We start from the raw sequence: 13,659 nt of genomic DNA, 5'->3' as shown, positions 1-13,659 counted from the left end.
TTTTTTACTAAATAAAATAAATCCAATCCAATGTAAAAATATATAATAAAATGAAAAAAATCTTAATCACAGGTGGTGCCGGTTTTATTGGGTCTCACGTAGTACGACTTTTCGTTAACAAATATCCTCAGTATCAAATTTTTAATTTGGATGCGCTGACTTATGCAGGGAATCTCGAAAATATTGTTGATATAGAAAAATCACCCAATTATACTTTTGTAAAAGGAGATATCGTTGATGCCACATTTATCGACCAGTTATTTGCTGAACATCAATTTGACGGTGTTTTACATCTAGCTGCTGAATCTCATGTGGATCGTTCTATCACAGATCCGTTATCTTTTGTGAAGACAAATGTTATTGGAACCATGAATTTGTTGAATGCAGCGAAGGCTACTTGGCAAGAAAATTATGAAGGGAAGCGCTTTTACCACATTAGTACCGACGAGGTTTATGGTAGTTTAGGTGCCGAAGGATTATTTACCGAAATCACTGCTTATGATCCTAACTCTCCTTATTCCGCTTCTAAAGCCAGCTCAGACCATTTTGTAAGAGCGTATGGTGAAACGTATGGTTTGCCTTATGTATTGACCAATTGTTCCAATAATTACGGACCATTTCATTTTCCTGAAAAATTGATTCCTTTATTTATCAATAACATCATTCAAAACAAACCTTTGCCTGTTTATGGTGATGGCAAATATACCCGTGATTGGCTTTTTGTAGAAGATCATGCCGTTGCCATTGATCTGGTTTTTCATGAAGGTGTAAACCATGATACGTATAATATTGGGGGTTTTAATGAATGGCAAAATATCGATTTGGTTAAATTGCTTTGCAAAATAATGGATGAGAAATTAGGAAGAGCTACTGGAACATCAGAGCAATTAATTGCATATGTAAAAGATCGTCCCGGGCATGATTTGCGCTATGCCATTGATGCCACTAAGATAAATGAAGAGTTGGGATGGAAACCTTCAGTTACTTTTGAGCAAGGATTAGAAAGAACCGTAAATTGGTATTTGGAAAATCAAACCTGGTTGAATAATATCACTTCTGGGGAATATGCAACTTATTACGAGAAACAGTATAATTAGTATTCAGATTTCAGTGATCAGGTTTCAGTATTTCGTTTATGTGAAGTATAAGTCAAAAGTCAAAAGATTATTTTAGTATAAAAAAGCATACCCTTCGCGATGTATAGTCTTAGGGGTCAAAAAAGTCAATATATGAAAGGAATTATATTAGCCGGAGGTTCCGGAACCCGTTTGCATCCGTTAACGCTTGCTATGAGCAAACAAATGATGCCTGTTTATGATAAACCTATGATTTACTATCCGCTATCGACTTTGATGATGGCAGGTATAAGCGAAATATTAATTATTTCTACACCGCATGATTTACCTAATTTCAAGAAATTATTAGGTGATGGCTCTTCTATTGGCTGTAAATTCAGTTATGCGGAACAGGCTATCCCTAACGGATTAGCACAAGCTTTTGTTATAGGGGAGGAATTTATCGGAAAAGACAGCGTAGCACTAGTCTTGGGCGATAATATTTTCTTTGGATCCAATATGGATGAGTTGTTGCAATCCAATACCAATCCGGAAGGAGGGGTTGTTTTTGCTTATCATGTTTCTGACCCTGAACGCTATGGTGTTGTTGAATTTGATGCTAATTTCAAAGCACTTTCCATAGAAGAAAAACCATTGGAACCCAAATCTAATTATGCCGTTCCCGGTTTGTATTTTTACGATAATTCAGTAGTAGCAATTGCCAAAAATATCAAGCCAAGTGCTCGGGGTGAATATGAAATTACCGATGTGAATAAAGTATATTTAGAAAAAGGAGCTTTGAAAGTGGGTATTTTAAGCAGAGGAACCGCTTGGCTGGATACCGGAACTTTTAATAGCTTAATGCAAGCCGGACAATTTGTTCAGGTTATTGAAGAACGTCAAGGATTGAAAGTAGGTTGCATCGAAGAAATTGCCTGGAGACAAGGTTTTATTAGTGAACAGCAATTAAAAGATCTGGCTGAGCCTTTGAAAAAATCGGGTTATGGTGAGTATCTTTTGGGATTATTGAAGCATAAGTTGTAAGAATTTTAGATGGCTGTGTTCAGGTTTCAGTGTTCAGTGTTCAATACTCAGGAATAGATTTCAGATCGCATTAATCAGATAACAGCTTAGATATAGTTTAAAACATGATATATATTGCATTAATTATATTGTTGGTTGGTATTGAGCTTTTTTATTTTAAAATAGCAGATAAATACAATATCATCGATAAGCCCAACATCAGATCTTCCCATACTTCTGTTACTTTAAGAGGTGGTGGGATTATTTTTCCAATAGCGATTAGTATTGCTTTTTTTTTGGGTTATGTTTCTTGGCCTGTAACACTTGCTGTGGTATTGGTTGCCGTGGTTAGTTTTGTTGACGATATTAAACCTTTATCTCAATTACCGCGATTTGTTTCACATGTAATTGCGGTTGGTTTGGTTTTTTATGATTTACACTTGTTTTATGAATCTTTATGGGTGCTTCCCATTGTATTTGTATTACTGATCGGTTGGGTTAATGCTTTTAATTTTATGGATGGTATCAATGGTATTACTGTTTTGTATGCAGTAACAGCTATAATTAGTTTTTCTTTTTTACCGACTAATGAAGCCAGTTTGCCATTATTAATTACAATGGGATTATCTTGTTTTGTTTTTGGACTATTTAATGTTCGAAAAAAGGCTAAAACTTTTGCCGGTGATGTGGGCAGTATTAGCATGGCATTATTTTTAGGTTATTTCATGATAAAAACGATTATTGATTCGGGACAATTAGGGTATATTTTATTCTTTTCTGTTTATGGTATTGATGCCATTATCACCATCGTTAATAGATTACTTAAAAAAGAAAATATTTTTCAACCACACCGCTCCCATTTGTATCAATATTTAGCCAATGAAATGGGGTATTCCCATATTTTGGTAGCCTTTATTTATTCGGCATTTCAATTGGTAATCAATGTGTTGGTTATTTATATGAATACTAAGGGTTATCTCACTTTGTTTTTTACGGGTGCGTTTTTATTAATACTGACTCTTATTTATCTCTTTGTTCGGAAGCGTGTCATTCGTAAAATGATTCTAAAAAATTCTTAGTTAGTGATTGTCATAAAATCGAGATGTATTGGTTTTACAAATTGTTCTCGATACAATTTTATAAAAACGCTGTCGCTAATTTATAAAATCACTCGAACTGACGGGAATTGGAGTTTTAGATGTTTTTGAGATAATTTTATAAAAACGCTGTCGCTAATTTATAAAATCACTCGAACTGACCCTTCGATAAAAACTCAGGGCAGGCTATTGCTGTTGCGTGGTGGTTTTGGTTTTTTACAACTTTTCTCGATACAATTTTATAAAAACACGGTTGCTAATTTATAAAATCACTCGGACTGACTAAAATTATCATCAAAAATTGATTACACCCAGCAGGTAGTATCACTATAATTGCTGTATTTTTTTAATTTTTAAAAGATGCGTAAAAACAGAATTTGGCTTTCCTCGCCTCACATTGGAGGCAGTGAGCAGCGTTACATACAAGAAGCATTCGATTCTAATTGGATTGCTCCAGTTGGGGCTAATATAGCTAATTTTGAGCATGATTTAGAAACTTATTTGGGTTCCGGTCATGTCGCTGCTTTAAATTCAGGGACAGCTGCGATTCATTTGGGATTAATACTTTTGGGCGTTCAGGCGGGAGATACGGTCATTTGTCAGAGTATGACTTTTGCAGCTTCAGCCAATCCTATTTTGTATCAAGGAGCAACTCCTATTTTTATTGACAGCGAGCCGGAAACCTGGAATTTATGTCCCATTGCTTTGGAAGAAGCTATTATTGCAAGTATTGGTAATGGAAAAAAACCAAAAGCAATACTAACAGTCCATTTATATGGCGTTCCTTATAAAATTGATGAAGTACGAATAGTTGCCAATAAATATTCTATTCCTATTCTTGAAGACAGCGCCGAAGCTTTGGGAAGCAGTTATAAAGGTCAAAAATGTGGTACTTTTGGAGATATAGGTATTTTCTCTTTTAATGGGAGTAAGATTATAACGACATCCGGAGGAGGAGCGATTGTAACCCATACCGCAGCACTAAAAGACAAAGCTGTTTTTTTAGCTACTCAAGCCAAAGATAATGCTCCTTATTATCAGCATAGTGAAGTAGGCTACAATTATAGAATGAGTAATATTTGTGCCGGTATTGGCAGGGGACAAATGGAAGTTTTGGAAAATCATATTGTTTTGAGAAGGAGGATGCATGCGTTTTATGTTGCATTATTCAATGATATTGAAGGAGTTACTGTTTTTTCGGTTCCGAATTCGAATTATTTTGCGAATTATTGGTTGAGCACCATTCTAATCAATCCTTTGGAAACGAATGGAATTACCAGTGAGGATTTAAGATTGGCATTTCACGAAGAAAATATTGAATCCAGGCCTTTGTGGAAACCGATGCACCTGCAGCCTATTTTTCATAACTATCCTTATTATGGTGCTACAATTGCCGAAACGCTGTTCAATACGGGGCTTTGTTTGCCATCCAGTTCTAATCTAACCCAAGAGGATTGTGCCGCTATTAAATCGGTTGTTTTGAAAATATTTAAAAAGTAAAAAGAGACCAGAACTAAATGAAATATAAATTTTTACAAAATTAGATTAGCGGAATTTTCATGTTTTATTATGGTTATAATTGAATTGGTTTGATTAGTTTTCTTTTTTCAAATTATTTAATAGTATTTTTGTTTAACTGAAAAGCTATAATCTTATAAAAAATATAAATTTTGAGTACTACTAAAAACTCTGGTTCCACGTCGGTAAACTCTAATTTTTTTTCAAGAGAAAACTTGAAATTCAGCATTCATAACTTGAGCTATCTTCCCAGATGGATTATTGTTATGATGGATTTTTCCATTTTAGTTTTTTCGTTTTTTTTTACTATTCTACTATTTAAAGGGACTGGATTAGATTACATTGTAACCCCACATACTTTTCGGTTTATAGCCGGGTTTTTTGGAGTTAATATTTTCTTTTTTTGGTTGTTTAGGACTTATTCTGGAATTATTAGGCATTCCTCTTATATTGATGCGGTAAAGCTTTTGTTTTCGCAAATGGCGGTGCTTCTCCTATTTCTTTTTTTTAATTTTTCTTATGAGCTGTTGTATGGACAGAAGGCTTTTTTAAATACGGCTATTTTTATCAATATCGTCCTCTCTTTTTGCGGGTTATTTTTATACCGTGTGATCATAAAACAGACTTTTGAACTTTATTTTTCAGATCAAGGAACAAATAAATTAATACGAACCATTATTTATGGTACTGATGCCAATGCCATATCAGTTGCGAATGCTTTAAAATTTGAAACTCCTTCCCGTTTTAAAATTGTTGGGTTTGTAGATAAGAATAACCAAAATGCCACCAAACGGATGTTGGATTTACCAATTTTGGTTAAAAAGAAAAAATTACCGCCATTAATGCGCTCTGTTAATGCACAGGCTGTTATTATAGCAGATAAGAGTTTGTCTAAAGAGGAACAATTAATCATTGTTGATCAATGTTTAGAATTCAACTATACAGTATACACGGTTCCTTTGATTTCGGATTGGGAAAATCAAAAAGAGATTTCACAAAAAGTAAAAAGTATTCAAATTGAAGATTTGTTGGAAAGAAAGCCTATTGTTTTGGATAGTAAATTAATCTCTAAGCAATTAAAAGATAAGACAATATTGATTACCGGTGCAGCAGGATCTATAGGAAGTGAAATCGTGCGTCAGGTATTGATTTTCAATCCTAAGACAGTAATTATCTTGGATCAAGCTGAAACGCCTTTGCATCATATGTGTTTGGAAATGAAAGTTTTAGGTTCTGATTCTGCGATATATACCGTCATTGCCGATGTAAGAAATAAAGAAGCCATGAATAATGTTTTTAGGTTGCATCAACCTCAAGTTGTTTTTCATGCCGCAGCTTATAAACACGTGCCCTTAATGGAAGAAAATCCTTCTCAGGCCATTTTGACCAATATAGAAGGGACTAAAAATCTTGCTGATCTTTCCTGTTTTTATAATGTGAAAAAATTTGTGATGGTATCTACTGACAAGGCTGTGAACCCAAGTAATGTAATGGGAGCCAGTAAGCGAATCGCTGAAAAATATGTTCAGTCGTTACAATTTAAAAATACGAATACCATAACGAAAAATACCACGAAGTTTATTACCACTCGTTTTGGAAATGTTTTGGGTTCCAATGGATCAGTAGTGCCTTTGTTTACCAAACAAATTGCTAAAGGTGGTCCTGTTACGATTACACACCCTGACATTATTAGGTATTTTATGACCATACCCGAAGCATGTCAACTGGTTTTAGAAGCCGGAGCTATGGGTAATGGTGGAGAAATTTATATTTTTGATATGGGAAAACCCGTTAAAATTATTGATTTGGCTAAAAAGATGATTAAATTGGCCGGATTTATCCCAGATAAAGAAATTAAAATAGAGATTGTAGGATTAAGGCCAGGAGAAAAATTATATGAAGAGTTGCTTAACGATACTTCAAAAACGTTGCCTACCCATCACGAAAAAATAATGATTGCAGAAGAAGTTTTAGATGAGTTTGAAGAATTAAATACTGATATTAATGAACTAATAGCGATTGCAAATAACTTTGATAATGATGCTATTGTGTCTAAAATGAAAAAAATAGTGCCGGAGTTTAAAAGTATGAATTCTGCATTTGAGTTGTTAGATAAGTAACAATTTCTTCTATAACGGTTTGCTCAAAAAAAGGGTACAAAGAACTATTCTTTGTACCCTTTTTTTAATTTAAAATAGTGCTCAATTTGAACTTATACTAATGATGAAGGTATAGTTTGTACAACGGTTCTCGATACAATTTTATAAAAACGCTGTCGCTACTTTATAAAATCACTCGAACTGACGTGATGGTTGTTTCGTGGAAGTTTTTGGTTTTATAACGGTTCTCGATACAATTTTTAAAGCTAATTGTGTCGTTTATTTAGGAATATTGTCTTAGCTTTAAAAATCACTCGAACTGACGAACGTGAGGTTGAGAAGATTTTAAAAAAAGATGTACATGAAGCAATCGTTTGTTTATATTTTAAAGTGTTCAAATACTAGTTATTATACAGGGGTTACCAGTACTTTGACAAGTAGAATCTTTAAGCACAATACAGGATTTTATCCTGATTGTTATACCTTTAATAAAAGGCCTTTGGAATTAGTTTTCTATTGCGAGTTTACTGATATTAATTTGGCAATTGAAACGGAAAAACAAATTAAGAAATGGTCAAGAGCTAAAAAAGAGGCACTAATAAATGGTGATTTTGATAAATTGGTTAATCTGGCAAAGAAAAAATTTTAGTAATTTGTTTTTTAATTACTTAGAGTGTTTTGAGGCGGTTCTTGGTAACTTTACTTCATCCCGACACTTCTGGATTTTGACTTATACAGATAGGTTTGAAAGTACGAATTTTTTAAGTCAAAATGTATCGAGAAGTATGGGTATACAACGGTTCTCGATACAATTTTATAAAAACGCTCTCGCTATTTTATAAAATCACTCGAACTGACGAACGTGAGGTCGATACTCGTGAAGTGTTAGGATTGTAAAACGCTATCGCTATTTTATAAAATTACTCGAACTGACGAATGTGAGGACGATACTCGTGAAGTGTTAGGATTGTAAAACGCTATCGCTATTTTATAAAATTACTCGAACTGACGAACGTGAGGTCGATACTCGTGAAGTGTTAGGATTGTAAAATGCAGTTGCTACTTTATAAAATCACTCGAACTGACGAACGTGAGGTCGATACTCGTGAAGTGTTAGGATTGTAAAACGCTATCACTACTTTATAAAATCGAACTGACCCTTCGATAAAAACTCAGGTCAGGCTATTGCTGTTTTGAGAAGTTTTATTTCTAAAAAACGAATTATTCAAACTTGAAAAACTGATTGTTGGCAATTATTTCTTTTAGTGGTGCTGTATCTTTTATCTTTGTTTTTTGGTTAAAAGAAGCAATGTGGCTGTCATGATGTACATCAGAACCCACATAATTATACATTCCTTTTTGTAGCAATTGCTCTGCTATTTTAGTGATTTCAGTGCCATAATAACCAACAACTGCCAATAAGTTTAACTGAAATAAACAACCTGCTCTTTTTAGTTTTACGTATTCATTAAAATTGTTATGGTAGAATAAATAGCGCTCTGGATGTGCTAATACCGGAATATATCCTGCTACCTGTAAGTCAAACAGTATCGAATACAATTGGATTGGCGCATTGATGTATGACATTTCGACCAATACATAATTGTCTTTCAATGTCAATAAATCATGGGATTGAAAAAGGCGCACAAATTGATCGTCCATCAGGTATTCAGCGGCCGCTTTAAAGGGAACAGTAATAGTCTGTTTTTTTAAATCTGATACCGTTGTTGTGGCATTGGATAGAATCTGTTCATGCGTATTGTCCCAAACGTGTTGAATAATATGTGGAGTTGTGATAAACTGTGAAACTCCAAATCCTTGAAGCGCTTTGGTTAGTCTTAAAGTATCCTCAAAAACTCGGGCACCATCATCAATACCCGGCAAAAGATGCGAGTGAATATCGATATGGTTTTCCGGAATTAGATCCTTAAGAACGGGGTTTGATTTGAATAGTGAAAACATTTTACAAAGGTAGAAAAAAGTAATCAGTATTGCGTGTTCCGTATTTAGTATTCAGTTTGTAGATTTCATTAATCAGAATTGAATTTGCTAGAATTGACGTGCTAATTGTGTAATCACTCCTTCATCTAGATGACAAATTTTCTTGATAAAAAATTGAATCACGTGATTTGCCAGTTCGCTCTTTCAAGCTGAGGTAATGATTCTTGATTTAAGATTTTTAATCGTATAGTGTTGTAGTCACTTGTCTATCATCTCTTATGGTAAACTTGCTTTGTAACGATACCTATCCCGTCTGTTGTAATTCGTTTTTGAAAATGATTTTCGTCAGAAAATTGTACTGAGAATTAGAAAATTAGAATTAAAAGGGTTCTCGATACATTTTTTGTTCCGTTTTACTATGCAAAATCCCGAAGCGTAGGGACGAACTGATGTTTTGAATAATCCTAAGTAGTGGGTTATAAATAATAAATTTTTATTTCTTTAAGTGTTTCTTATTCTTTACGTAATTTATAGCTCCCCCTTTTAAGATTAGCTCAATTTGGCGGTCACTTATGTTTAAGACGAGCGGAATTTCTATTTGTTTTCCAATTACTTTCGCAATCAAAACATTTCTGTTTTTTATTGCTAATCTTAGTCCTTCGACTCTTACTATATCCCCCTGCTCCAGTTTGTCAAAATCGTCTTTATTTTGGAATTCGAAAGGGATAATACCAAAGTTAATCAGGTTCTGCCAACCGATTCGTGCATACGATTTTGAAATCGTAAACAGCTGACCTAAATATCTCGGGGCCAATGCTGCATGTTCTCTGCTGGATCCCTGTGCGTAATTTTCGCCTGCTATTATACAAAAGCCTTTGTACTTATTTTGGTTTTCTATTGCCCGATCGTAAAAGTGCTGGTCAATAACATAATAAGAATATTTGCTGATTTCGGGAATATTGGAGCGCAATGGCAATACATCGGCACCCGCTTTTAGTATTTCATCTGTAGAAATGTCATCTCCCATTTTTAAAAGAATGGGGATTTCCAATTCGTCCGGAAGTTCACCAAATTCGGGAAGGGTTTTTATATTGGGTCCTTTAATCAATTCAACCGATTTTCCATTGGGGGCAATCAGCATTTGCTGGTTCACTTTAATAGTGTTCGGTTCTTTCCATTTAGGATACCCGATATTAAATTGTTTTTCGAGATCTCTTGGATCGGTAATTTTTCCTGTGAGAGCAGCTGCAGCAGCCGTTTCCGGGCTGCAAAGGTATACTTGGTCGTCGAGTGTTCCAGAACGCCCCGGAAAATTACGCGGCATCGTGCGGAGACTAATACTATTGGTAGCTGGTGCCTGCCCCATACCAATACAACCCATACAACCCGATTGATGGACGCGGGCACCGGCAGCAATCAAGGAAGCAAGTGCCCCCATCTCGGTCAGATTTTGTAATATCTGACGTGTGGAAGGGTTGACATCAAAGGAAACCTCCGGAGATGTAAATTGGCCTTTTACAATTTGGGAAACAATCCAGAAATCACGAAGTCCCGGATTAGCTGATGAACCCAATAGCACTTGTGCTACCGGTCTGCCGCTCATTTCTCTCACAGGGACTACATTCCCCGGGCTACTGGGAATTGCAATTAAAGGTTCTAACTCAGATAAATTAATTTCTTCATTATGATCATAAGTAGCCCCTTCATCTGCTTTCAATTCCATCCATTGCTCTTCCCGTCCTTCTTTTCGGAGAAACTTTTTTGTGATTTCATCAGAAGGGAATATGGAAGAAGTGGCACCCATTTCGGCACCCATGTTGGCAATTACGTGTCGATCCCAAGCACTCAGGTGTTGGAGTCCCGGGCCATAATATTCTAAAATATATCCTCGTCCGCCATTTACATCGTAACGTCTTAACATTTCTAAAATTATATCTTTTGCACTGACCCAGTCCGGTAATTTACCCGTGAGTTTAATGCCCATGATTTTTGGCATCTTCACAAAATACGGCTCTCCGGCAGCAGCAAGAGCCACATCTAATCCACCTGTGCCAATAGCCAGCATTCCTATCCCACCACCTGCGCAAGTATGGCTGTCTGAACCTAGCAACGTACTGCCGGGTTTGCCAAATCGTTCCATGTGCACGGCATGGCTGATTCCATTCCCTGGTCTGCTGAACCAATACCCAAAGCGGGCAGCAGCCGATTGTAGAAAGAGATGATCGTCCATATTTTTGTAATCGGTCTGCAGTAGATTATGATCGACATATTGAACAGCGATTTCCGCTTTGGTTCTTTCTAATTGAAAAGCTTCCAGTTCAAGCATAATTAAGGTTCCGGTAGCGTCTTGCTGTAGCACATGATCAATCTTCAATCCAATTTCGTTTCCCGGTTTCATTTCACCTGAAAGAAGATGACTGCTAATCAATTTTTGGCTGATGTTTTGATTGTCCATGGTCGTTTTAAATTTATTTTAAAATATATAATCATCTTATTGTTAGTATTTTAAGTTTGTTTTTTTAGTATATTAAAGTTACTCATTTGTAACGGATGTTGACTTGTATTTATTTCTTTTATAACATTGTTTTTATTGTATAAAAATCCCTCGTTCTCGATACCATTTTTGTTTCATTTCATAAAATTGCTGTATTCCACCAACCCTAAAAGGAGCCTAAGATTTAGGACTTTCCATTTAATTTCGTTTTGCCCCGGCCCTAAAGGGAGCCGAAAATTGAGGGTTTTTCGTTTAAATAAAACGTTTAAAAACACTATCGCTATTTTATAAAACTCTACCATTAACAATAACCTGTTTCTCAACTGAGCTCGGGATGACAGTTTGTATAAATAATTGAAAAAGAGTAAGCCCACCGCCGTCCAGAATACTCGGGACGGTCAAAAAGGGATTAGGAGTGCTGATAAAGACTTGGCTTACAACTTAAGCTAAAAAGCACGATTTAAAATTTAGTTTTAAAAATCAATGTTCCCTCAAAGAGAAATCGCTCACTTATTCCTCTCTTGAGAGGGGTTAGGGGTGTGTTTTTGCGGTTATAAAATTCCTAAAAGTTAAAATAATATCAGGGATGTAATTCTTGCTATTTCTATTTGTGGTAATGATTAAAATCTTTACTTTTTTCCTTGATGAAAAAAGTAACAAAAAAAATCAAGCCTGAAAATAAAAAGCTTGAAAACTACCTCAAAGTTCCGTTCCGCGCCCCGAGCCGTTCGTCCTGCGGACTCAACTTGCGGAGCACTGCCACTTCACTTTTTCGTTGTTTTTCGATGCTTTTATTTAAGGGCGAGTAGAGGATATTAGTATACTATTTTATGGTTTTCGTTTCGTGTCAGCCCTAAAGGGAGTCAAAAATCTAGAATTCATATTATAAAGACTTTCTGATTTTCGTTTTACCCCGACCCTAAAGGGAGCTGAAAATGGGGTTGTACTTTTATAAACCCACTAGAATTAATGAATGCGGCGTGCCTCGGTACCGTCACTTCGAGTGTTTTGACTTGAATGGATGTGTTTGAAGGTGCGGATTTGTTAAGTCAAAATGTATCGAGAAGTATAGGAAGTACAACTGTTCTCGATACAATTTTATAAAAACGCTGTCGCTAATTTATAAAATCACTCGAACTGACGCTGTATGATTTAGCTGTACAAGAGTTCTTGATGCCATTTTATAAAAACGCTGTCGCTAATTTATAAAATCACTCGAACTGACGCGATATGATTTAGAGTAGGGTTTAGCTGTATAAGAGTTCTAGATACCATTTTATAAAAATGTATTCAGATTTCAGTGATCAGATTTCAGGTATGCTTTCTCTTTGACCGTTAGGGTGTGTAGTAGGCAATTAGGGTTGCGGTGTTGTTTTTTCGGTGTAGGAGTTTGTGTTTTTTTCGTTCTTGTTTTGCAAAACCAATGAATAGGAATGTGAGATAGAGCTGGTTTCCTATAGGTTTATCCGTCTTTAGTGTTATGGTTTGGTTTTCGGATTCTTTATCCAATATTATTTCGTTGCTATAACAAGTATTGAAAGTGTCGTTTTCGAAATCCCAATTGGTAGTGGCTGATGCCAAATGAACATGGGTAGCTTCTTCTGGCCAGTCTAAATGTTCTTTAGCTGTGAAATCAGGTAGTGATACCGTTTGACTGTCCTGATTGTATTGCTCCTTTATTTTAAGAATCTGATCAAGAGGTCTTAGTTTGTTGCTTTCAAAAAGCAATAAGTATTCCTTGCCATCACTAGTTTTTAGTCCTTCTGTCAGTGTTCTTTTTCCCTGTGGTTGGGTTGTGTCTTCTTGGAGAATTTCGAAAAGGAGTTTGTTTGTCCTACCAGCAAAACTTCCGTCTTTTGCCAGTTCATTGAAACGAACTACCAGTTGACGAAATGTCGCTGATTTTTTTGAACAGTGCCCGAATTCTTGTCCCTGATCTCGTATTCTGTCGAAAATAGGATTGCTTTTAAACTCTTTGGCTGTTATACCTGTTTTTCCTTTCGTTCGTGCATAATTGTTTCCGTCTGCAGTTACCACAAAGTTAATGTCGTCTATGGTTCCTTTGATTAAGAAGGGTGCTACTACTTTTGCCATATTTTTTTCGTTGTTCCGTGATTCGAATTTCGAATGCCCTAAAGTCATTATTTGAACTGCTTGTTGAACAGGTGTTGCCATCTTAGAAAAGTACATCAGCCGTTTTTAATTGCTTAAAACGCTATCCGATTATACAACGTAAAACATGTTCCATTTGAAGCCCCGAATAGTCACAGAACTCCTCTATTGAGAGTAGTTGGTGTGGTTCTTTATTCAAGTTGATTTTAATCTTATGCAGATATAACCTTGCTTGTCTGTATGTTTTACCGGTAATACGTTGTACATCTTTTGGATAAATGCATACCCTGATGTTACTTGCAATCACATTTTTTATTTTT

The 13,659-nt window shown here is 35.6% G+C and carries 9 protein-coding genes; 6 read left to right on the top strand and 3 right to left on the bottom strand.

The annotated features are described in order from the left end of the window. Positions 1 to 50 precede the first annotated feature (50 nt). From rfbB to ACM55I_RS10155, 6 genes are all read left to right on the top strand, one after another. On the top strand, positions 51 to 1,097 hold the full coding sequence (rfbB, locus tag ACM55I_RS10180) for a dTDP-glucose 4,6-dehydratase (RefSeq protein ID WP_416846657.1): 1,047 nt from the start codon (positions 51 to 53) through the stop codon (positions 1,095 to 1,097). A gap of 132 nt (positions 1,098 to 1,229) precedes the next feature. Then, positions 1,230 to 2,099 carry a glucose-1-phosphate thymidylyltransferase RfbA gene (rfbA, locus tag ACM55I_RS10175; RefSeq protein WP_416846655.1) on the top strand — a complete coding sequence of 290 codons (870 nt, stop codon included), beginning with the start codon at positions 1,230 to 1,232 and terminating at the stop codon, positions 2,097 to 2,099. Between the two features lie 104 nt (positions 2,100 to 2,203). Next, entirely contained in the window at positions 2,204 to 3,157 is a 954-nt protein-coding gene (locus tag ACM55I_RS10170) for an MraY family glycosyltransferase (protein ID WP_416846654.1), read from the top strand. Positions 3,158 to 3,535: 378 nt separating this feature from the next. Next, positions 3,536 to 4,675, top strand: a complete 1,140-nt coding sequence (locus ACM55I_RS10165) for a DegT/DnrJ/EryC1/StrS family aminotransferase (protein ID WP_416846652.1) — start codon at positions 3,536 to 3,538, stop codon at positions 4,673 to 4,675. Between the two features lie 170 nt (positions 4,676 to 4,845). Beyond that, complete coding sequence (locus tag ACM55I_RS10160) at positions 4,846 to 6,813, top strand: polysaccharide biosynthesis protein (protein WP_416846650.1); 1,968 nt, start codon at positions 4,846 to 4,848, stop codon at positions 6,811 to 6,813. A 340-nt stretch (positions 6,814 to 7,153) separates the two neighbouring features. Next, a complete protein-coding gene (locus ACM55I_RS10155) occupies positions 7,154 to 7,441 on the top strand; it encodes a GIY-YIG nuclease family protein (RefSeq protein WP_416846649.1) in 288 nt (95 codons plus the stop codon). Between the two features lie 572 nt (positions 7,442 to 8,013). On the opposite strand, the gene ACM55I_RS10150 is transcribed toward ACM55I_RS10155, so the two are convergent. The 3 genes from ACM55I_RS10150 to ACM55I_RS10140 form a co-directional block, all read right to left on the bottom strand. Next, positions 8,014 to 8,754 (bottom strand): tyrosine-protein phosphatase, encoded by a 741-nt coding sequence (locus ACM55I_RS10150; RefSeq protein WP_416846648.1) that lies wholly within the window; start codon positions 8,752 to 8,754, stop codon positions 8,014 to 8,016. A gap of 472 nt (positions 8,755 to 9,226) precedes the next feature. Further along, positions 9,227 to 11,188 (bottom strand): aconitate hydratase, encoded by a 1,962-nt coding sequence (locus tag ACM55I_RS10145; protein WP_416846647.1) that lies wholly within the window; start codon positions 11,186 to 11,188, stop codon positions 9,227 to 9,229. A gap of 1,374 nt (positions 11,189 to 12,562) precedes the next feature. Further along, entirely contained in the window at positions 12,563 to 13,417 is an 855-nt protein-coding gene (locus tag ACM55I_RS10140) for a hypothetical protein (RefSeq protein WP_416846646.1), read from the bottom strand. Between the last annotated feature and the right edge of the window lie 242 nt (positions 13,418 to 13,659).

Source organism: Flavobacterium algoris (genome assembly GCF_048158525.1).
GTDB classification, from domain to species: Bacteria; Bacteroidota; Bacteroidia; order Flavobacteriales; family Flavobacteriaceae; genus Flavobacterium; species Flavobacterium algoris.
The sequence above is the reverse complement of the archived record's forward strand: the minus strand, read 5'-3'. Positions and strand labels throughout refer to the sequence as shown.